The sequence below is a fragment of the Bradyrhizobium lablabi genome (assembly GCF_900141755.1).
Classification (GTDB): domain Bacteria; phylum Pseudomonadota; class Alphaproteobacteria; order Rhizobiales; family Xanthobacteraceae; genus Bradyrhizobium; species Bradyrhizobium lablabi_A.
In genome coordinates this window covers 1416292-1438466 of the sequence record NZ_LT670844.1, presented here as the reverse complement: position 1 = coordinate 1438466, position 22175 = coordinate 1416292, and the positions used below count along the sequence as shown (strand labels likewise).

The window sequence follows — 22175 nt, the reverse complement described above, 5'->3', positions numbered from 1 at the left end:
TTAGATTTATCGATTTCAATTAGAAAGGAAGATTAGACTTTATAGTAGACATAGGTTTCACTCCTGTCGAGATAATAGGCAGGGCGATGTGATGACCGTTTTAGTGGCAGAGCCGCAGCTTCACGGCGAAAAAGACCCGCTTCCGAGCCTGCAGGCGCGGCTGGCGTGCCGGGCAGGCATGGCCTCGACCACGGCCGGCATCGCCAATGGCTTTGTCCAGGGCAATCTCGCGATCCTGCCCGAAAAACTCGCGGCGTCGTTTCACCGGTTTTGCCAGCTCAATCCGAAACCGTGCCCGATCATCGGCATGTCCGACGTCGGCGACCCGCGTATTCCCTCGCTCGGGATCGACCTCGATATCCGTACCGATGTGCCGCGTTATCGCGTGTGGCGCGACGGCGAGGTGGCCGACGAGCCGACCGACATCATGGCGCATTGGCGCGACGATCTGGTCGCGTTTGTGCTCGGCTGCTCGTTTTCATTCGAGGAAGCGCTGATGGCGGACGACCTGCCGATCCGTCACATCGAGCGCAAGGTGCGCGTGCCGATGTACCGCACCAATATCGCGTGCCACCCGTCGGGTCCGTTCGCCGGCCCCATGGTGGTGTCGATGCGGCCGTTCAAGCCTGCGGATGCGATCCGCGCGGTGCAGATCACCTCGCGATTTCCTTCCGTGCATGGCGCGCCGGTTCATCTCGGCCATCCGCATTCGATCGGGATCAAGGATATCGCCAAGCCGGATTATGGCGATCCCGTTCCGGTGGAAGCCGATGAGATCCCGGTGTTTTGGGCCTGCGGCGTCACCCCGCAAGCGGTGATCGCAGCGGCAAAGCTGCCGTTTGCGATCACGCACGCGCCGGGATTGATGCTGGTGACGGATTTGCGGAACAAGCAATTGGCCGTGCTTTAATGGGCAGCGTTTGCTGCACTTTCAGGCTTTACCGCAAACTTCAAACGTTTCATCGATAGCTTTCGCATCACACAGAGGATTTTGGTATGACGATCACTCGCCGAAATGTATTGCTTGGGGCCACCGCCACGGCTGCGCTGCTTCCGATCGCCGGCCGCGCGCAGACCACCGAAGTGGTGATCGGCTTGACCTATCCCTTCTCCGGCGCCAACGCGCAGATCGGCGTCGATGCGCAAAAGGCGTACGAGACCGCTCTCGAAATCATCAACAAGAAGTATGATTTCGATCTGCCGCTGGCCAAGGACGAAGGGTTGCCCGGCCTCGGCGGCGCCAAGATCCGGCTGGTGTTTGCCGACCACCAGTCCGATCCGCAGAAGGGCCGCGCCGAGACCGAACGCCTGATCACCCAGGAAAAGGTCTGCGCCGTGATCGGCACCTATCAGAGCGCGGTCGCTGTCACCGTCAGCCAGGTCTGCGAGCGCTATCAGATTCCCTTCATCTCGGCGGACAATTCCTCGCCGAGCCTGCATCGCCGCGGCCTAAAGTTCTATTTCCGCGCCGCGCCCCATGACGAGATGTACTCGGCGGCGATGTTCGATTTCTTCGATGCCATGAAGAAGAAGGGCACCAAGATCGAGACGCTGGCGCTGTTCCACGAGGACACGATCTTCGGCACCGACTCGGCCAACGCTCAGCTCAAGCTGGCCAACGATCGCGGCTACAAGGTGGTCGCCGATATCAAATACCGCTCCAACTCGCCGTCACTGTCCGCCGAAGTGCAGCAGCTCAAGGCCGCCAACGCCGACGTGCTGATGCCCTCGAGCTACACCACCGACGGCATCCTTCTGGTCAAGACCATGGCCGAACTCGGCTACAAGCCCAACGCCATCGTCGCGCAGGACGCGGGCTTCTCGGAGAAGGCGCTGTATGACGCGGTGGGCGACAAGCTCGAAGGCGTGATCTCGCGCGGCACTTTTTCGCTTGATCTCGCCACCAAGCGGCCGATGGTCGGCAAGATCAACGCCATGTTCAAGGAAAAGTCCGGCAAGGACTTTAATGACCTCACCTCGCGGCAGTTCATGGGCCTGATCGTCATGGCCGATGCCATCAATCGCGCCAAGTCCACTGACGGCGACAAGATCCGCGAAGCGCTGGCTCTAACCGATATCCCCGGCGAGCAGACCATCATGCCGTGGAATCGGATAAAATTCGACGAGATGGGCCAGAACAACGATGCCGATCCGGTGCTGTTGCAATATGTCGGCGGCAAGTTCGTCACCATCTCCCCGCCGCAGGCCGCCGTCGCCGAAGCCGTCTGGCCGATGAAGTGAGGCCGCGCGCGCGTCACACCGCGGCGCGCGCCCTCATCCTGAGGAGCTTGCGAAGCAAGCGTCTCGAAGGATGGAGGCAACGCACGGACTCGCGGCCATCCTTCGAGACGCGCGCGATGCGCGCTCCTCAGGATGAGGCTGTTGGCCTGGAGCAACACCGGTGACCGCCGAAACCATCATCCAGTCTCTCGCCAGCGGGCTCCTGATGGGGCTGCTCTACGGTCTGATCGCCGTGGGGCTGGCGCTGATCTTCGGCCTGATGGACGTGGTGAATTTCGCCCATGGCGAATTCCTCATGATCGCGATGTACGCGACGTTCTTCCTGTTCGCGTTCTTTGCCGTCGATCCCTTGCTGGCGGCGCCATTGGTCGCGGCGGCGCTGTTCGTGTTAGGCGCGGTTGTCTATCTCCTGATCGTGCGCTTTGCCGTGCGCGCCAAAGCCAACGCCGGCATGGTGCAGATCTTTTCGACCTTCGGGCTCGCCATCGTGATGCGCGGGCTCGCGCAGTATTTCTTCACACCGGACTATCGCAGCGTCACCCATTCGTGGCTGGGCGGCAAGACAGTCTCGGTCGCCGGCATTTTCCTGCCAGTGCCGCAGCTCGCCGGCGCGGTGGTGTCGATCGCGGCCTTTGTCGGGCTGTATTTTTTCATCAACCGCACCGATTTCGGCCGCGCCCTTGAGGCCACGCGCGAGGACGCCGGCGCCGTGGCGCTGGTCGGCATCGACAAGAACCGCGTGTTCGCGCTCGGCTGGGGTCTTGGCGCCGCGCTGGTCGGGCTGGCCGGCGCGATCATGGCGATGTTCTTCTACATCTATCCCGATGTCGGCGCTTCCTTTGCCCTGATCGCCTATGTCACGGTGGCGCTCGGCGGGTTTGGCAGCGTGTTCGGCGCCTTTGCCGGCGGCATCCTCGTCGGTCTGGTCGAGGCATCCACCGCACTAATCCTGCCGCCTTCGCTGAAATCGGTCGGCATCTACGCGGTCTATCTGCTGGTGGTCTTCATCCGGCCGCGCGGCCTGTTCGGGTCGATCTGATGGACAAGACATTTGCCGAGCGCCGCCGCCGCGATTTGTTGGTTGCCGCATGCTTTGCGATCATCGCAGCGCTGGTGCCGCTGTTCGTCAAGGACGTCTACGTCCAGAACATCATGGTGCTGACCCTGCTGTACGCGGCGCTGTCGCAGAGCTGGAATATCCTCTCCGGCTATTGCGGGCAGATCTCGCTCGGCCATGCGCTGTATTTTGGATTGGGCGCCTACACCACAGCGCTTCTCTTTACCAAATTCGGCCTGCTGCCGTGGTTCGGCATGATCGGCGGCGGCCTGATATCGGCAGCTTTTGCGATGGCGCTCGGCTATCCCTGTTTCCGATTGCGCGGCCACTACTTTGTCATTGCCACCATCGTCATCGCCGAGACTGCGCTGTTACTGTTCCAGAATTGGAATTGGGCCGGTGCCGCGCTCGGCATCGACATTCCCGTGCGCCACGACAGCTGGCTTACCTTTCAGTTCACGCGCAGCAAGCTTCCCTATTTCTATTTCGCGCTGGTGCTGGCCTGCATCGCCTGGCTCGTGACCTGGTGGCTGGAGGATTCCAAATGGGGCTATTGGTGGCGCGCGGTGAAGGACAATCCGGACGCCGCCGAGAGTCTCGGCGTGGTCGTGTTCAATTCCAAGATGGGCGCCGCGGCGGTCTCGGCCTTTCTCACCGCGGTCGGCGGCAGTTTTTACGCGCAGTTCGTGTCCTATATCGATCCCGAAAGCGTCATGGGTTTTCAGTTCTCGCTGTTGATGGCGCTGCCCGCGGTGCTCGGCGGCATCGGCACGTTGTGGGGACCGGTGCTCGGCGCCGTCATCCTGATCCCGCTCACTGAACTCACGCGCTCCTACATCGGCGGCTCCGGCCGCGGCGTCGACCTGATCGTCTATGGCACGCTGATCGTGCTGATCTCGCTGGCGCGGCCCGAAGGGCTGGTCGGACTGTTCTCGCGCCGTCGCAAGGGAACCGCGCGATGACGCCGCTACTCGAAACCCGCGGCGTCTGGCAACGCTTTGGCGGTCTGATCGCCAACAGCGATATCTCGATTTCGGTCGGGCGCGGCGAGATCGTCGGCCTGATCGGCCCTAACGGCGCCGGCAAGTCGACATTGTTCAACCTTATCGCGGGCGTGCTGCCGCCGACCCAAGGCTCGCTCATGTTCGACGGCGAGGACGTCACCGCATTGCCGGCGGCGGAGCGCTGCCAGCGCGGCATCGCACGCACGTTTCAGGTCGTCAAAAGCTTTGAAACCATGAGCGTCATCGACAACGTTATCGTAGGCGCCTTGGTCCGCACCACCGTGATGCGCGAGGCCCGCCGCAAGGCCCATGACGTGCTGGAATTTTGCGGTCTCGCCGCGCGCGCCGACGTGCTCGCCAGCGAATTGATCCCGTCGGAAAAACGCCGGCTCGAGGTGGCCCGCGCGCTTGCGACCGAACCAAAGCTGCTGCTGCTCGACGAAGTGCTCACCGGGTTGACGCCGATCGAGGCCCAGACCGGCGTGGAACTGGTGCGGAAAGTGCGCGCTTCCGGCGTCACCGTGCTGATGGTCGAGCACGTCATGGAGATCGTGATGCCGCTGGTCGACCGCGCCATCGTGCTCGATCTCGGCAAGGTGCTGGTCGAGGGAAAACCGGCCGACATCGTGCGCGATCCGAAAGTCATCAGCGCTTATCTTGGGGATCGTCATGCTGTCGGTGCATGAAGTCACCACCGCCTATCAGGGATTGGTCGCGATCTCTTCGGTGAGCATCGAGGTCGCCAAGGGCGAGATCGTTTGCGTCGCCGGCGCTAACGGTGCCGGCAAATCGACATTGTTAAAATCCATCGCCGGCGCCGAACGTCCGCGCGCCGGCTCTGTCACCTTCGACGGCGCGCGGATCGACGGCCTGGCGCAGCACATCATCACCGCGCGCGGCATCGCCTATGTGCCGGAAAACCGACGGCTGTTTCCGCGGCTGTCGGTGCACGACAATCTGCGGCTCGGCAGCTACATGTATCGCGGCGAAACCGATCGCGACGCGCCGCTTAAACTGGTGTTCAATTTGTTTCCGCGATTATCCGAACGCCTGGAGCAACGCGCCGAGACGCTAAGCGGCGGCGAGCAGCAAATGCTCGCGATCGGCCGCGCGCTGATGACGCGGCCGCGCCTTCTGATGCTGGACGAACCGTCGCAAGGCATCATGCCAAAGCTGGTCGACGAAATCTTTGCCGCGGTAAAGCAAATCCGCGACGCCGGCATGACCGTATTGATCGTCGAGCAGCGCATGGCCGAGTGCCTGGACATCGCCGACCGCGCCTACATCCTGCAAACCGGCCGCGTGCTGATGCAGGGTAGGGCGGTGGACATCAAGGGCAATCCAGATGTGCGGAAAGCGTATCTGGGATTGTAGCCTCAATCGTCATTGCGAGGAGCGCAGCGACGAAGCAATCCACGCTTCGGTTCCGCCGTCATGCCCGGGCTTGTCCCAGGCATCCACGTCTTACTTTCTTGAGGCACTAAAGACGTGGATCGCCGGGACGAGCCCGGCCATGACGTGGAGAGGTTAGTCGTGCCCATGTTCCGGCAGCGTGAGCCCAAATGCCTTCACCAAATCCGAAACCTGCTCCGGCGTCAGATACCTTGGGTTCAACCCGCGCAGCAGTAAATAGAGCTTTGCTGTCTCTTCCAGTTCCTCGATCGCAAACACTGCGGCTTCCAGGGTGTCACCGGAGACCACCGGGCCGTGATTGGCGAGCAGCACCGATGAATATTTCCCAGCGAGCCCCTTGATGGCATCCGCCACCGCCGGATCGCCCGGTCGATAGTAGGGCACCAGTGCGGTGGCGCCGCATTTCATCAAATAATACGCCGTCATCGGCGGCAGCGCGGCGCGCGGGTCGATCTCCGGCAGCATCGAGAGCGCGACCGAATGCGTCGAGTGCAGATGCACCACGGCGCGCGCGGCGTTGCGGGTCTGATAGAGCGCGGTGTGCAGCGGCACTTCCTTGGTCGGGGCATCGCCGGAGGCGAGCCGGCCGTCGGGTGAAAGCCGCGACAGCCGTGCCGGGTCGAGAAAGCCGAGCGAGGCATTGGTCGGCGTCACCAGCCACCCGCCGTCGTCGAGCTTGACGCTGATATTACCCGACGACCCCGGCGTCAGCCCGCGCTCGAACAGCGAACGGCCGAGCCGGCAGATTTCTTCGCGGATATTGCTTTCGGTCATGGCAGCATCCTCTTTGCCGCCTTGTCTCATGCTTTGGCAGCGCGGCCAAGCCGTGATACGGAGAGACAAAGGCCGTTTTCGAATTTCGGCTGACGAGGAACCCGTTTGAGGAAATGCCGATGCCTGAATCCAGAACTGCAAAACCGCGTATCGCCGTCATCGGGCTGGGCTCGATGGGATTTGGCATGGCGACCTCGCTTCGCCGCAAGGACTTTGACGTAACCGGCTGCGATGTCGCGGGCGACCTTGTTGCGCGGTTCGTTGCCGACGGCGGCAAAGGCGCTAAAACACCGGCGGAAGCCGCAAAAGGGGCCGATATCGTCATCAGCGTCGTCCTCAATGCCGCCCAAACCGAAACCATTTTGTTTGGCAAGGACGGTGTTGTCGAAACGATGGCGAAGGATACGGTGTTCGTCTCCTCCGCGACCATGGATCCGGAAGTGGCAAAGCGGCTCGCAAAGCAGTTGGAAGCGACCGGCCGGCATTATCTCGACGCGCCGATCTCGGGAGGCGCGCAGCGCGCGGCGCAGGGCGAGTTGACCATTTTGGCCTCGGGGAGCGCTGCCGCCTTTGCCAAGGCGCGGCCGGCGCTCGATGCCATGGCGGCAAAACTCTACGAGCTTGGCGATGCCGCCGGCCACGGCGCCGCGTTCAAGATGATCAACCAGCTTTTGGCCGGCGTTCATATCGCCGCCGCCTCCGAAGCGATTACGTTTGCCGCCCGGCAAGGGCTTGATCTGCAAAAAGTCTATGAGGTGATCACGGCCTCCGCCGGCAATTCCTGGATGTTCGAGAACCGCATGCCGCATGTGATCGCCGGCGACTACAAGCCGCGCAGCGCGGTGGAGATTTTTGTCAAGGACCTCGGCATCGTCCAGGACATGGCACGCAACGCCAGATTTCCGGCGACGCTGGCGTCCGCAGCGCTGCAGATGTTCCTGATGGCGTCGGCTTCCGGCATGGGCCGCGACGACGATGCCTCGGTAGCGCGGCTCTACGGACGCATCTCGGGCACGAAGCTGCCCGGTGAGCCGAAATAGAACGAACAAGAGGACCGCAATGCCCCGTTTCGCCGCCAATCTGACGATGATGTTCAACGAAGTGCCGTTCCTCGACCGTTTCGAGGCGGCGGCGAAAGCGGGATTTACCGCCGTCGAATTCCTGTTTCCTTACGATTTTCCCGCCGACGCCATCGGCGAGCGGCTGCGCGGTAACGGGCTGACCCAGGCGCTGTTCAATCTGCCGCCGGGCAACTGGGAGGCCGGCGAAAAGGGATTTGCGGCGCTGCCTGATCGTTTTGGCGACCTGCAGGACAGCGTGCGCACCGCGCTGCCTTACGCGCAGGCGACCGGCGTCAAGCGGTTGCATCTGATGGCGGGCATCGCCGACCGCAGGGATCCGCAGGCCGAGGCGGCGTTCACGCGATCGGTGGTATGGACCGCCGAGTTTCTGATGGCTCATGGCCTCGACGTCGTGATCGAGCCGATCAACCCGCGCAACGTGCCCGGCTATTTTCTCAACGATTTTAACTTCGCGCGCGATTTGATCGTTGAGCTGGAAATTCCCAATCTGAAGCTGCAGTTCGACATCTATCACTGCCAGATCATCCACGGCGATGTAACCATGCGACTGCGCGAGATGATGCCGATCATCGGCCACATCCAGATCGCCAGCATCCCCTCGCGCCACGAGCCTGATGGCGAGGAGTTGAACTATCCGTTCCTGTTCAAGGAACTGGACCGGCTCGGCTATGGCGGCTTTGTCGGCTGTGAATATAACCCGCGCGGCAAGACCACCGACGGCCTTGCCTGGTTCAAGCCCTATGCCGGAGCAAAACCGTGACCCTTGTCTTGGGCTGCATCGCCGACGACTATACCGGCGCCTCCGATCTCGCCAACACGCTGACACGTTGTGGCCTGCGCACGGTGCAGACCATCGGCGTGCCCTCCGACGATTTGAGATTGCCCGAGGTCGATGCGGTGGTGGTGTCGCTGAAAAGCCGCTCGATCGAGGTGGGCCTTGCGGTATCGCGTTCGCGCGCGGCCGAACAATGGCTGCGCGGGCGAGGCGCGGACCATGTGCTGTTCAAGATCTGCTCGACCTTCGATTCCACCGACGCCGGCAATATCGGACCGGTGATGGACGCGCTGCGCGCCGATTCCGGCGACACCATCGTATTGGTGACGCCGGCGTTTCCGGAAACCGGCCGCACCGTCTATATGGGCAATCTGTTCGTGGGTGTGGTGCCGCTGAACGAAAGTCCCCTAAAAGATCATCCGCTCAATCCGATGCATGATTCCAGCCTGGTGCGGGTGCTGGCGCGCCAAAGCCGGGCAAAAGTGGGTCTGGTCGATCTCGCCGTGATCGCGCGCGGGCCGGAGGCCGTCCGCGCGCGCCTTGCCGATCTTGCAAAGAACGGCATCGGCGCGGCCATCGCCGACGCCGTTTTCGAACGCGATCTCGAAACCATCGGCACGGTCGCGCTGGACCATCGCGTCTCCGTCGGCGCATCCGGTCTCGGCCTCGGCCTTGCCCGCGCGCTGGTCGCCTCGGGCAAAGTCAAACCGAATGCCCCGAACGCCGCTACCGACGCAGCGGTAGGGGGACCTGCGGCGTGTCTTGCCGGCAGTTGCTCGCAGGCGACGTTGCAGCAGATCGCCAACGCCGAGAAGGCGATGCCGGTTTTGTATCTCGATCCCGACCGCGTCGTCGCGGGGAGAGAGGAAGCCCGGCGCGCGTTATCCTGGGCGAGGGAACGGCTCGGCGAGGGCCCGATCCTGATCGCCTCTAGTTCGACGCCTGACAAAGTAGCGGCGTTGCAGGCCCGCCATGGCCGCGATGCCGCGGGACAAGCGATCGAGCAGGCGATGGCCGATATCGCGGAAGGTTTGGTGCAATCGGGCGTGCGGCGGCTGGTGGTCGCCGGCGGCGAAACCTCCGGCGCTGTCGTGGATCGGCTGGGAATTCCGGGCTTTCTGGTGGGCGCGGAAATCGCCGCCGGTGTGCCGGTATTGCGCGCGGTCGGCGCAAGGGACGGCGACATGCTGCTTGCGCTGAAATCAGGCAATTTCGGCGGCCCGGAATTTTTCTCCGATGCGCTCAAGCTGATGCGCTAAGCACCCCGTATTTCCCCGGTGCTGCGTAGTCTTACGGAACTTTAAGAAGAATCGGGTTAACAAAAACTCAGCCCGCATCGGCTTTGATGCAGGCGGGCATTCCGCCGCCTTGCTTCGTAAGCACCACTGCGCTCCAAACCCGAAAGATTCCCCTGATGTTCGCCAAGTTCTCGATCCGCGCCAAGATCACCGCCGTCGTTGCCTTCCTGCTCGTTGCGGTGACGGGCATGGGCCTTTTGGCGGTCTGGAATATGCGGGCGATCAACGCCAATACCGTGGACATCGCTACCAGCTGGTTGCCGAGTGTGCGCGTGCTCGGCGATCTGCGCGCCGGCGTCATCGCCTATCGCAACGCGATCCGGGAGCACATGCTCGGCGAAACCATCGAGGAAAAGGACGCGACGGAAAAGGTTTTGGCGACCGTCATCGATAGCAACATGAGAATCCGGCAGAGCTACGAGGCACTGATTACGACTCCGGAAGAGCGCGCCTTGTACAATGACTGGGTCAGGCTGTGGGAGAGCTACAAGAAGGGCACCGAGGAGGTCGTGGCGCTGTCACGCAAGAGCCCCGGCCATTTTCCCCATGAAGCGCACGAACTGAATACCAAGACGGTGAACAAGATCGGGATCGAGGCCGACAACATCCTGAAGAAGGGCATCGAGCTCAACAACGCCGGCGCCGACAAGGCCGCCAGGGACGCGGCCGACAATTACACCTCCGCCTTCATCATGCTCGCCGCCATCCTCGGCATCGCCATCATCGTCGGAATTGCCGTCGGCTTCTATCTGATTCGCGATGTCTCGCGCGGCATCGCCTCCATCGTCGAGCCGATGCAGGCGCTGGGCGGCGGAGATCTCACCGCGCAGGTGCCGCATCAGGGTGAGAAGACCGAAATCGGCGCCATGGCGGACACCTTGCAGGTGTTCAAGGAGGCGCTGATCGCGAAGAAAGCCGCCGATGAAGCCGCAGCGCTTGACGCCGAAGCCAAGATCGAGCGCGGCCGCCGGGTCGACGGCATCACGCGCGATTTCGAATCGATGATCGGCGGTATCGTCAATACCGTATCCTCTGCCTCGGCACAGCTCGAGGCCTCGGCCGGCACGCTGACCGCCACCGCCGAGCGGTCGCGGGAGCTGACCACGATGGTCGCCGCGGCCTCCGAAGAAGCTTCCACCAACGTGCAGTCGGTGGCTTCCGCCACCGAAGAAATGGCCTCCTCCGTCAACGAGATCAGCCGCCAGGTGCAGGACTCGGCGCGGATGGCGACCGATGCCGTCGATCAGGCGCGCAAGACCAACGATCGCGTCAGCGAACTCTCGAAGGCAGCTAGCCGCATCGGCGACGTGGTCGAACTGATCAACACCATTGCCGGACAGACCAACCTGTTAGCCCTGAATGCGACCATCGAGGCGGCGCGCGCCGGCGAAGCGGGCCGCGGTTTTGCCGTGGTGGCGTCCGAGGTGAAGGCACTCGCCGAGCAGACCGCCAAGGCGACCGGCGAGATCGGTACCCAGATCACCGGCATCCAGGCGGCGACGCAAGAGTCGGTCAACGCCATCAAGGAGATTAGCGGCACCATCGAAAAACTGTCGGAGATCTCCTCGACGATTGCGGCCGCCGTGGAAGAGCAGGGCGCGGCGACGCAGGAGATTTCCCGCAACGTGCAGCAGGCCGCCCAGGGCACCATGCAGGTATCCTCCAACATCACCGACGTGCAGCGCGGCGCCAGCGAGACCGGATCGGCCTCTTCCCAAGTGCTCTCCGCGGCGCAGTCGCTGTCCGGCGACAGCAACCGGCTCAAAATCGAAGTCAGCAAGTTCCTGACCTCGGTGCGGGCAGCCTGAGAATGTGACTCAAAGAGCAGCCAATGGAGTGCGGCTCCATAACGAAGCCCGGCCATAAGGAGAAAGCGAACCTTTTTCGGATGATTAGGAAAGAACCTTTTTCGGGCGATTAGAAAAAGAGGCTGAAAACGCTGCCTGCATTTCCGGTCATACTTTGAGAAGACGAGAGCTTCCGTCCGCGGCCGGCATCGCCGACAGGCCGGTATCGCGGAAGTGAATATCGGCGGCGTGCTGGACCTTGGCTATTTTGCCGCGGTTCGGGTAAATCAGCATACGGTCAATTGACCTTTGGCGCGAGTTCTGCGCCCTTTTCTGTTTCGGGGAATGCCTATTTCATGATCGCACTGGTACGCATTGCGCTCAGCCGGCCCTATACATTCGTCGTGCTGGCGCTGCTTCTGTTGATTGTCGGACCGCTCGCCGCGCTGCGCACGCCGACCGATATTTTCCCGGACATTCGTATCCCCGTGATCGGCGTGGTCTGGCAATATACCGGCCTGCCGCCGGACCAGATGGCCGGCCGTATCACCACCCCGTTTCAGCGCGCGCTGACGACGACCGTCAACGATATCGAACATATCGTTGCCAATTCCTATAATGGCTTCGGCATCATCAAGATCTTCTTTCAGCCGAACGTCGATATCCGCACCGCCAACGCCCAGGTCACCGCGATTTCGCAGACCCTTCTGAAACAGATGCCGCCGGGTGCGACGCCGCCGTTGATCCTGAACTACAGCGCGTCAACCGTTCCGATCATCCAGGTCGCCTTGTCGGGCGAGGGCCTTACCGAACAAAACCTCGCCGACATCGGCATCAACCAGCTGCGCACGCCGCTGGTCACAGTGCCCGGCGCCGCGATCCCGTATCCGTTCGGCGGCAAGCAGCGCCAGGTGCAGATCGATCTCAACTCGACGGCGCTGCAGGCCCGCGGATTGTCGGGACAGGACGTCGCCAACGCGCTCGCCGCGCAAAACCTGATTACGCCGGTCGGAACGCAGAAGATCGGCCAGTTCGAATACAACATCCAGCTCAACAACTCGCCCTTGAAGATGGAAGACCTCGGCGACCTGCCGATCAAGACAGTGAACGGCGCGATGGTCTATGTCCGCGACGTCGCCAGCGTGCGCGACGGCAATCCGCCGCAAACCAATATCGTTCATGTCGACGGCAACCGTTCGGTCTTGATGATGGTGCTGAAGGCGGGATCGATCTCGACGCTCGATATCATCGCCGGCATCAAGCAGAAGGTGATCGACGTCAAGGACCAGCTCCCCGACGCGCTCAAGATCGGCTTCATCGGCGATCAGTCCCTTTTCGTGCGCGGCGCCATCACCGGCGTTGCCTTTGAAGGGGTCATCGCCGCGTTATTGACCAGCGTGATGATCCTGTTGTTCCTCGGCAGCTGGCGCTCGACCGTTATCATCGCGGTCTCGATCCCGCTCTCGGTGCTCGGCGCGATCGTGATGTTGTCGGCGATCGGCGAGACCCTCAACATCATGACGCTCGGCGGCCTCGCGCTCGCGGTCGGCATCCTCGTCGACGACGCCACCGTCACCATCGAGAACATCAACTACCATCTGGAGCAGGGCAAACAGGTCGAGCAATCGATCATGGACGGCGCCAACCAGATCGTGACGCCGGCCTTCGTCTCGCTGTTGTGTATCTGCATCGTGTTCGTGCCGATGTTCTTCCTGACCGGCGTGGCGCGGTTTCTGTTCGTGCCGATGGCCGAAGCCGTGATGTTCGCCATGATATGGTCGTTCATCCTGTCGCGCACGCTGGTGCCGACGATGGCGAAGTACTTGTTGCAGCCGCATGAGCACCATGAGGGCGAGGCGCCGCCGACGCGCAATCCGCTGGTGTGGTTTCAGCGCGGCTTCGAGGCGCGGTTCGAGCGCATCCGCGGCGGCTACCGCGATCTCCTGACGCTGGCGATGCAGCGGCGGCCGATTTTTGTCATTGGGTTTTTAGGCCTCGTCGGAGCTTCGTTTCTGCTGGTGCCTTATCTCGGCCGAAACTTCTTTCCCGCAGTCGATGCCGGCTCGATCCTGATGCATGTCCGCACCCAGGTCGGTACCCGCGTCGAGGAAAGCGCCAACCAGTTCGCCGAGGTGCAGAAGGCGATCCGCAAGATCATTCCACCCGGCGAGATCGACACGCTTGCCGACAACATCGGCATGCCGATCTCCGGCATCAACATGACCTACAACAACACCGGCCTGATCGGCTCGCAGGACGGCGATATCCAGATCAAGCTGAAGGAGGGCCACCGGCCGACCAGCGAATACGTCCAGGCCATGCGCGAGCAGCTGCCGCGCGCCTTTCCGGGGATGACGTTCGCGTTCCTGCCGGCCGACATCGTCAGCCAGATCCTCAATTTCGGCGCGCCGGCACCGATCGACCTTCAGGTGCGCGGCGCCGATGTGAATGCGAACTTTGCCTATGCCAACAGATTGCTGAGCCGGATTCGCAAAATTCCCGGCATTGCCGATGCCCGGATCCAGCAGTCGCCGAACAATCCGAGCTTCAATATCGATGTCGACCGCACCCGCGCGCAATATGTCGGCTTGACCGAGCGCGACGTCACCAACAGCCTCGTCGTCAATCTGGCCGGCAGCTCCCAGGTCGCGCCGACTTATTATCTCAACCCGGACAACGGCGTTTCCTATTCGATCGTGATGCAGACGCCGCAATTCCAGATCGATTCCTTGAGCGCGCTGGAAACCCTGCCGATCACCGCCGCCAGCACCGCTGTGCCGCCGATCCTCGGCGGCATCGCCGACATCAAGCGATCGACCTCGAGCGCGGTGGTTTCCCAATACGACATCCAGCCGATGGTGCAGATCTACGCGACCCCGCAAGGGCGCGATCTCGGCGCGGTGGCGGCCGACGTCAGGGCTGTGATCGCGGATACCGCGAAAGAGGTGCCGAAGGGCTCATCCGTGGTTTTGCTCGGCCAGGTGCAGACCATGAACAGCGCGTTCTCCGGACTGTTGTTCGGACTGCTCGCGGCGGTCGTGCTGATCTATCTCCTGATCGTGGTGAACTTCCAGTCCTGGTCCGACCCGTTCGTGATCATCACTGCACTGCCATCCGCGCTCGCCGGCATCGTCTGGATGCTGTTCACGACGGAGACCACGCTGTCGGTTCCGGCATTGACTGGCGCGATCATGTGCATGGGCGTTGCGACCGCGAACAGCGTGCTGGTGATCAGCTTTGCCCGCGAGCGCTATGAAGAACTGGGCGATCCGGTGGCGGCCGCGATCGAAGCCGGTTTTGTGCGTTTTCGTCCCGTGCTGATGACGGCGCTGGCGATGATCATCGGCATGACGCCGATGGCGCTGGCGCTTGGCGAGGGCGGCGAACAGAACGCGCCGCTCGGACGTGCCGTGGTCGGAGGGCTGATATTCGCAACCGTAGCTACCCTGATGTTCGTTCCCGTGGTCTTTAGTATGGTACACAAGAAGCAAGGCGCCAAAGCTGCCGCCGTAACGGAGACTTCGCATGCCCACTGACCAAAACTCGCCGGTCTCCCGCCGGAAGTTGGGCATCCTTGCCGTCGTCGCCGGTATCGCCGCGGTTCTGGTCGTGGTGACGGGAATTCGGGCGCGCGAGGACTCCAGCGAAAAGCTGCGTGAATGGACCGACAACCAGGCGATCCCGACGGTCGCCGTGGTGCTGCCCGACGCCCGGGTGCTGAATGCGACGATCGATCTGCCGGGGCGGCTGGAAGCCTATTATCGCGCGCCGATCCTGGCGCGGGTCAGCGGTTATCTGAAAAGCTGGAGCGTCGACATCGGCGCCAAGGTCAAGGCCGGCGAAGTGATCGCCGAAATCGAGGCGCCCGATCTCGACCAGCAATTGCTGCAGGCCCGTGCCGATCTCGCCAGCGCCGAGGCGAGCGCCAAACTGTCCGAAGCGACGCTAACCCGGCGCAAGACGTTGATCGCCTCGAATTTCGTCTCGATGCAGGAGATCGACGAGCGCTCCGCCGATCTCTCCAACAAGAAGGCCGCGGTCAAATCCGGCCAGGCCAATGTCGAGCGGCTGGAGGCGCTGGCCGGCTACAAGAAGATTACCGTGCCGTTCGACGGCGTGGTCACCGCCCGCGATACCGACGTCGGCGCGCTGATCAATGCAGGCGGCGGAAGCGGCCCTGCGATGTTCGTGATATCAGACATCAGCAAACTGCGGGTCTATGTCAACGTGCCCCAGACCTACGTGCCCGCGATCAAGATCGGCGCCAAGGCGGTCATTTCGATGCCGGAATATCCGAACCGCACCTTCGACGCCACGGTCGAAGCCTCCTCGCAATCGGTCGATGTTTCCTCCGGCACCACGCGGATGCAGCTTGCGCTCGACAATTCCAAGAGCGAGTTGATGCCGGGCGGCTACGCCAATGTGCGCCTCAGCCTGCAGCGCGACACCGTGCCGCTGCATATTCCGGCCAGCGCCCTGATCTTCAACCAGAATGGTCTGCGGGTCGCGACCGTAGGCAATGACGACAAGGTGCTGTTCAAGACCGTGACCATCGCCCGCGATCTCGGCAAGGAAATCGAGCTGGGGTCGGGTATCTCCCCGACGGATCGCGTCATTGTCGCGCCGCCCGACGGCATCGCCGACGGCGACCAGGTCCGCATCGCCGGCGCCAAGGGTGCCAAGCCGGCGCGGATCTCGGAGCGGCCGGACGGCAAGGGCTAGGGCGGGCTCTTTCTGCGGTCATCGTCCGGCTTGACCGGACGATCCAGTACGCCGCGGCGGACATATTCGAACTCAGGCGCCTGCGACTACTGGATACCCGCTTTCGCGGGTATGACGGGCTACGGGTGTCGCCACTCCAGGACGCCATCCTCCGCGCTAACGATGTTCCCTGACGACCCCACCGGTGTGCGGTCCATGTTGAGAAGATGCGCCAGTGTCGCTCTATCCTGCGCGGGCACCCGCGCCAGCGCGCGCGCGTTGTCTGGCGTCCGCAGCATCACCACGCCGTGTTCGACCTCGCCGTTGCGTCCGTAGATGATGGTAAAACTCTCGACCGAGCTCTTGCCGTTGGCTTCGGTGACGAACTCCGGCACTTCCCGGCGATGGCGGTCGGCCTCGGCCTGGACGCTCGTATCCTGCGCCAGCGGTTCTCGCGGCGCCCGGCGCGACAGCACCAGCGCGTGATGTTTGGTGACAAAACCGCCTTGGCCGTAGAGCAAGCCAAGCTGCGCGCCGTTGCGCAGCTTGCGCACCATCGCGCAGGCGGCGTGCGTCATGTAGGTGTTGAGCGGCGCGCCGAAGAATGTCAGGCCGCCGGTTACCGTCGGCTGCACGTCGGCGGAAAGCCCCAGCGTCCGCCGCGCCATTTTTGGGACGCAGGGAAAGCAACTATAGAGCTCGATGGCGTCGAACGCCCTGCCGTCGCCGCCGACGAGATCCATCACGGCTTTGAGCACCGCGTTCTGCGGATGGCTTTCGAAAAACTGGTCGCGGAGCAGGTAGTCGCGCGGCTCTTCCGCCGATGCGCCGCCCCAGACATGAATGAGGCGATCCTCCGGCACGCCCGCGGCCCTGGCCTTGGCGAGGCTGGTCAAGAGCACCGCTCCGCCCATGTTGACGGTCGGATTGGCCACCATCAGTTTTGTGTAGGGCCAGGCGATCAGGCGATTGTCGGCGGTCGGCGTCGTGATCTCGTTCGGCGCAAAACGCCGCTTCAGCCAGGCATTGGGATTTTGCGACGCGACGCCGGAATAGGTCGACCATAATTGGCCGGACTCGGCCATCGCCTCGCGCGGGGTCTGGCCCCAACGCGCCGACGAGGCTACCTCGTAAAACGGATAAACCGTCACCGGCCTGAACACGCCGAGTTTGACGGCCATCGGCTTCTGGAACGCCGCGCCGCGTTTCGGCTCCTCGACATCATGGGCGAACGGCGTCCACGGCAGGGTGACGCCGGCGCGCTCGGCCTTGGTCGCGCTGGATTGGGCCTCGGCGCCACAGACCGCGGCGACGCTGCATTCGCCGCGTGCAATGCGCTGCGCCGCCTCGTGCAGATAGCGGATCGGGCTCTCGCCGCCGACCGGGCCGTAATAGGCATGTTTCGGCTGGATGCCGAGACGTTGGGCGAGTTGCTTTTCCGGATCGCGATAGCGCCAGCTCAGAAAATTGACGACGTCGAGCGAGCCGATATCGGCAAGCAACTTGCCGCCACTGTCCTGCTCGGCGCGTTTTAGCGCTTCTTCGAGCAAAGTGAGGGGCTCAAGGCCTTCGGCAATTTCTTTCGGACGATCGGTGATTTCGCCGACGCCGACGATGACGGGGATGCGGTCGTCGGGGGTGGAAGAGGAGGTATTCGACATCGTTATCTTTTCGCTTTCTCAACACAGAGAGACCTCATCCTGAGGAGCGGCCTCTTGGCCGCGTCTCGAAGGATGGGCCACGGGCCTCATGGTTCGAGACGCGCGAAGCCGCGCTCCTCACCATGAGGGTCGCTCATTCCGCCACCAGCGCGTTCATGTGCTCCACGGCCTCGACGAACTCTTCCTTGAATTCCTGCACCACGGCGCCGGCGGATTTCACGCTGTCGATCAGGCCGACGCCCTGGCCGACAAAATAACTCACGAGGTCGCGCGCTTTCGCATTGCCGGCGGCGGCGGACCGATCGATCGAGTTGAAGGCGTCGCGGCTGATGATGCTCTGCAGCGGCATCGGCAGCGCGCCGGGGCTGTCGGGCCCGCGATCCCACGCGTCGGTCCAGACCGAACGCAATTGCCGCGCCGGCTTTCCCGTGCGGCCCTTGGAGCGCACCGCATCGCGCGAAGAAGCCGCGATCATTTTTTCGCGGAAAATCTCTGACGTCTCGGATTCAACGGTTGCAAGCCACACCGAGCCGGTCCAGACCCCGGCCGCACCCATCGCCATGCAGGCCGCCATCTGCCGCCCGGTCATGATGCCGCCTGCCGCCAGCACCGGCACGTCGCGGATCGGCTTTATCGCCTTGATCACCTCGGGCACGAGCACCATCGTGGAAACTTCGCCGCAATGGCCGCCGGCTTCCGTGCCTTGCACCACCAGGATATCGACGCCGGCCGCCACTTGACGAAGCGCATGCTCCTTGGCGCCGACCAGCGCCGCCACCGGCACGCCATGCGCCTTGCCCATATCGATCATCGCCTTCGGCGGCACGCCGAGCGCGTTGGCAATCAGCCGGATCGGATGCTTGAACGACGCATCGAGCACTTCCAGCGCGCATTGGCCGTCAAATGGCTGCGGCTGGTTGTCGGCGACATCAGTCGTCGTCAGTTCGATGCCGTATTTGTTCAGCAGGTTTTTGGTGAAGGCGCGATGCTCGTCCGAAATCCGCGCCTCCAGGCTTTTCCAGGTGACATCCTTCTCGCCCGCGGTCGAGATGTTTTCCGGGATCAGCACGTCGAGCCCATAGGGCTTGCCGTCGACGTGATCGTCGATCCATTTCAGTTCCTGCTCGATCGATTCAGGCGAATGCGAGGTCGCGCCTAGCACCCCAAAACCTCCGGCGCGGCTGACGGCGGCGACCACGTCGCGGCAATGGCTGAATGCCAGCAAGGGGAATTCTATTCCCAGCATGTCGCAGATCGGCGATTTCATCTGTTCACTCCCTGCGGCAGCGTTGGTGCTGCTCATTCTTGGTTTGAGGATGCGCTAATGACGCTAGCCCATCAGGGGTGCGCATGCCAAGCGGGCGGTGACCTCACCATGACGGACGCGCATTCCGCGTGGCAAAATATACGGCTGCGGACGCGCCTTTTTGTCTCTTGCGCTTTGGCGCCTCGGAGAGAATGCTGGCGCCAACACGCCAAAGATCTCAAGGGAGTTCGAATGTCCGCGTTGAAATCCGTTTCGCCCAGGAAGCAAGCGCCCGGCGCGCTCACTTACGATGTCGTCGTGGTCGGCGCCGGCTTTGCCGGAATGTACATGCTGCACCGGCTGCGCGGGATCGGATTGTCGGCCCGGGTCTACGAGCAGGGCGGCGATGTCGGCGGCACCTGGTACTGGAACCGCTATCCCGGCGCGCGCTGCGACGTCGAGAGCATGCAGTATTCCTACTCGTTCTCCGATGAACTGCAGCAGGAATGGAACTGGAGCGAGCGCTACGCGCCGCAGCCCGAAATTTTGCGATACGCCAACCACGTCGCCGACCGGTTTAACCTGCGCAGCGACATTCAGCTCAACACCCGCGTCGATGGCGCAGTCTTTGATGAAAACACCAATTCGTGGTTGGTCACGACGTCCGAAGGCAACACTATCACCGCAAAATACGTGGTGCTCGCCACCGGCTGCCTCTCCAACGCGCGGATGCCCGACATCAAGGGCCTCTCCGATTTCAAGGGCAAGGTTTTTCATACCGGCCATTGGCCGCATGAGCCGGTCGATTTCACGGGCTTGCGCGTCGGCGTGATCGGCACGGGATCGTCGGGCATCCAGTCGGTGCCCGTCATCGCCGAGCAGGCCAGCCATCTGACAGTATTCCAGCGCACCGCGAATTTTTCCATTCCCGCCCGCAACGCGCCACTGACGGAGGAGGAGCGCGAGGCGTTCCGCGCAAAATATCCGGAGATCCGGCGCTTTGCCCGCGAAGAGGCGCGCAACGGCATCTATACCGAGCCGCCCGATCGCGGCGCGCTCGATGACGGCGACAACGAGCGCCGCGCCAAATATGAGGCGCGCTGGAGCCGCGGCGGCCTCACCTTCATGTCGGTCTACAACAATCTTGCGCTCGACAAGTCGGCCAACGACACCGCCGCCAATTTTGTCCGCGACAAGATCGCGGAGATCGTGAAAGACCCGCAAACGGCAAAACTGCTGCAGCCCAACAATCACCCGATCGGCTCGAAGCGCATTTGCGTCGACACCGATTATTTTGTCACCTTCAATCGGCCGAACGTGACGCTGGTAGACATCAAATCCAATCCGATCGAGGAGATATTGCCGAACGCCGTGCGCGTCGTCGGCCAGGACTATGAGGTCGACGCGCTGGTGCTGGCCACCGGCTTCGATGCGATGACGGGCTCGGTCGCAAAAATAGATATTCGCGGCCGCAACGGACGGACGCTAAATCAGAAATGGGCGGAGGGGCCGAAAACCTATCTCGGCCTGATGAGCGCGGGCTTTCCAAATCTCTTCATCGTCACCGGACCCGGCAGCCCGTCGGTGCTGTCCAACATGATGGTCTCGATCGAGCAGCATGTCGACTGGATCACCGACTGCCTTGGCTTTATGCGCGAGCGCGGCTTTGAGGCCATGGAAGCGATGCGCGAGGCGGAGGACAAATGGGTCGCGCATGTCAATGAAGTCGCGCACACCACGCTCTATCCGCAGGCCAATTCCTGGTACATGGGCGCCAACATTCCGGGCAAACCGCAGATCTTCATGCCCTATATCGGCGGCGTCGGCGTCTATCGCCAGATCTGCAACGACGTCGCTGCGAAGGGCTATGAAGGATTTGTGATGATTGCGGCGGAGCGGGCGCAGAAGATGGCGGCGTCGTCGTAACCCACCACCGTCATTGCGAGCCAACGGGTCGGCGCGAAGCGCCGCCCGATGACAGGCTCCGCGAAGCAATCCATAGTCCCGCGCCGGCGGTATGGATTGCTTCGTCGCTGCGCTCCTCGCAATGACGGGGTTAGAGCGGAAACTAGCCCACCATCTCACATTATGAGATGTTTTGGCTGCGCAAAGCCGCTTCTCGCATAGGAGCATGCCGTCCCCGGAGGCTGTTCCAATCGCCGTTGCCCGTGTAGTCTCTCCGCTCTCGCATCCCAAAAAAGCAGGCCATTAACCAACGGGGCGCGCAGTGAGGGGAGACGGCGAACCATCATGACGGACATCCGATATGTAAGCCCGGGTACGCTCGACGAGGCGGTTAGCGCCTTTGCGGCCGCCGGAAGTGCGGCGCGCATCTTGGCCGGCGGCACTGATTTGTTGGTGCAGATGCGCTCCGGCGCGGTGCGGCCGGGCCTGATCGTCGACATCAAGAAAATATCTGAAATGACCGCGATCGAGCAAACCGCCGATGGCGGCTTTCGGATCGGTGCCGCGGTTCCGGGCGCGGTGCTGGCCGAGCATCCGCGCTTCGGAAAAATCTGGCCCGGCGTGCTGGAGGCCGTCAATCTGATCGGTTCCACCCAGGTCCAGGGCCGGGCCTCGGCGGGCGGCAATCTCTGCAATGGCTCTCCCGCCGGCGACAGCGTGCCGGCCATGATCGCCGCCGGCGCCACGGTCACGGTGCAGGGGCCGAACGGGCGCCGCGAGATGCCGGTGGAACAAGTGCCCGCCGGCCCGGGCCGCACCAATCTAAAACCCGGCGAAATCCTGGTCAGTTTTGCACTGCCGCCGCGGCCGCCGGGTTCCAGCGATGCGTATTTGCGCATGATCCCGCGCACCGAAATGGACATCGCCGTGGTCGGCTGCGGCGTCAGCCTCACGCTCAAGGACGGCACCTGCACCGCCGCCCGGGTTGGGCTTGGCGCAGTGGCGCCGATCGTGCTGCTGGTCGAGGCGGCGGCGAAAGCGCTGATCGGCAGCAAACTCGACGATGCGGCGCTGAACGCGGCCGCTGCCGCCTGCTCCGCCGCCTGCCGTCCGATCGACGACAAGCGCGGCACCATTGCCTATCGCACCAAAATCGCCGGCGTGCTGCTCAAGCGCACGGCCTCTATCGCGGCGAAGCGCGCAAGAGAAAATTGAGTTGGGGAATTGAAGA

Annotated in this window: 17 protein-coding genes; 14 read left to right on the top strand and 3 right to left on the bottom strand. The window is 62.8% G+C overall.

Annotated features, from left to right (window positions below; genetic code table 11):
• The first annotated feature begins 91 nt into the window (after positions 1-91).
• From B5526_RS06860 to B5526_RS06835, 6 genes are all read left to right on the top strand, one after another.
• Positions 92-910 (top strand): putative hydro-lyase, encoded by an 819-nt coding sequence (locus B5526_RS06860; RefSeq protein WP_079537531.1) that lies wholly within the window; start codon positions 92-94, stop codon positions 908-910.
• Positions 911-996: 86 nt separating this feature from the next.
• Positions 997-2241: an ABC transporter substrate-binding protein gene (locus B5526_RS06855; protein WP_079537530.1), complete on the top strand. Its 1245-nt coding sequence runs from the start codon at positions 997-999 to the stop codon at positions 2239-2241.
• Between the two features lie 160 nt (positions 2242-2401).
• Positions 2402-3280, top strand: a complete 879-nt coding sequence (locus B5526_RS06850) for a branched-chain amino acid ABC transporter permease (RefSeq protein WP_079537529.1) — start codon at positions 2402-2404, stop codon at positions 3278-3280.
• Positions 3280-4260 (top strand): branched-chain amino acid ABC transporter permease, encoded by a 981-nt coding sequence (locus B5526_RS06845; protein WP_079537528.1) that lies wholly within the window; start codon positions 3280-3282, stop codon positions 4258-4260. Before B5526_RS06850 ends, B5526_RS06845 begins: the two co-directional genes overlap by 1 nt.
• Positions 4257-4988, top strand: a complete 732-nt coding sequence (locus B5526_RS06840) for an ABC transporter ATP-binding protein (protein ID WP_079537527.1) — start codon at positions 4257-4259, stop codon at positions 4986-4988. The genes B5526_RS06845 and B5526_RS06840 overlap by 4 nt, the downstream gene beginning before the upstream one ends.
• Positions 4972-5676 carry an ABC transporter ATP-binding protein gene (locus B5526_RS06835; protein ID WP_079537526.1) on the top strand — a complete coding sequence of 235 codons (705 nt, stop codon included), beginning with the start codon at positions 4972-4974 and terminating at the stop codon, positions 5674-5676. Before B5526_RS06840 ends, B5526_RS06835 begins: the two co-directional genes overlap by 17 nt.
• A gap of 153 nt (positions 5677-5829) precedes the next feature.
• Here B5526_RS06835 and B5526_RS06830 read toward each other — a convergent pair whose 3' ends face one another.
• Positions 5830-6489 carry an aldolase gene (locus B5526_RS06830; RefSeq protein ID WP_154071175.1) on the bottom strand — a complete coding sequence of 220 codons (660 nt, stop codon included), beginning with the start codon at positions 6487-6489 and terminating at the stop codon, positions 5830-5832.
• Positions 6490-6608: 119 nt separating this feature from the next.
• Between B5526_RS06830 and ltnD the strand changes: the two genes are divergently transcribed.
• The 6 genes from ltnD (at position 6609) to B5526_RS06800 (ending at position 16153) form a co-directional block, all read left to right on the top strand.
• Positions 6609-7529, top strand: a complete 921-nt coding sequence (gene ltnD, locus B5526_RS06825; protein WP_079544752.1) for an L-threonate dehydrogenase — start codon at positions 6609-6611, stop codon at positions 7527-7529.
• 19 nt (positions 7530-7548) lie between these two features.
• The gene (gene otnI, locus B5526_RS06820; protein WP_079537524.1) at positions 7549-8331 is read left to right on the top strand and encodes a 2-oxo-tetronate isomerase; all 783 of its coding nucleotides are present in this window, start codon (positions 7549-7551) and stop codon (positions 8329-8331) included.
• Positions 8328-9605, top strand: coding sequence for a 3-oxo-tetronate kinase (gene otnK, locus B5526_RS06815; RefSeq protein WP_079537523.1), 1278 nt, complete (start codon positions 8328-8330; stop codon positions 9603-9605). The genes otnI and otnK overlap by 4 nt, the downstream gene beginning before the upstream one ends.
• 155 nt (positions 9606-9760) lie before the next feature.
• On the top strand, positions 9761-11452 hold the full coding sequence (locus B5526_RS06810; protein ID WP_079544751.1) for a methyl-accepting chemotaxis protein: 1692 nt from the start codon (positions 9761-9763) through the stop codon (positions 11450-11452).
• A gap of 335 nt (positions 11453-11787) precedes the next feature.
• A complete protein-coding gene (locus tag B5526_RS06805) occupies positions 11788-14967 on the top strand; it encodes an efflux RND transporter permease subunit (protein ID WP_079537522.1) in 3180 nt (1059 codons plus the stop codon).
• Positions 14957-16153 carry an efflux RND transporter periplasmic adaptor subunit gene (locus B5526_RS06800; RefSeq protein WP_079537521.1) on the top strand — a complete coding sequence of 399 codons (1197 nt, stop codon included), beginning with the start codon at positions 14957-14959 and terminating at the stop codon, positions 16151-16153. The genes B5526_RS06805 and B5526_RS06800 overlap by 11 nt, the downstream gene beginning before the upstream one ends.
• A gap of 119 nt (positions 16154-16272) precedes the next feature.
• Here B5526_RS06800 and B5526_RS06795 read toward each other — a convergent pair whose 3' ends face one another.
• Together B5526_RS06795 and B5526_RS06790 are read right to left on the bottom strand one after the other, a co-directional pair.
• Positions 16273-17793: an acetyl-CoA acetyltransferase gene (locus tag B5526_RS06795; RefSeq protein WP_079537520.1), complete on the bottom strand. Its 1521-nt coding sequence runs from the start codon at positions 17791-17793 to the stop codon at positions 16273-16275.
• A 133-nt stretch (positions 17794-17926) separates the two neighbouring features.
• A complete protein-coding gene (locus B5526_RS06790; protein WP_079537519.1) occupies positions 17927-19060 on the bottom strand; it encodes a nitronate monooxygenase in 1134 nt (377 codons plus the stop codon).
• 231 nt (positions 19061-19291) lie between these two features.
• Between B5526_RS06790 and B5526_RS06785 the strand changes: the two genes are divergently transcribed.
• On the top strand, positions 19292-20965 hold the full coding sequence (locus tag B5526_RS06785; protein WP_079537518.1) for a flavin-containing monooxygenase: 1674 nt from the start codon (positions 19292-19294) through the stop codon (positions 20963-20965).
• Positions 20966-21298: 333 nt separating this feature from the next.
• Entirely contained in the window at positions 21299-22159 is an 861-nt protein-coding gene (locus tag B5526_RS06780) for an FAD binding domain-containing protein (RefSeq protein ID WP_079544750.1), read from the top strand.
• Positions 22160-22175 lie beyond the last annotated feature (16 nt).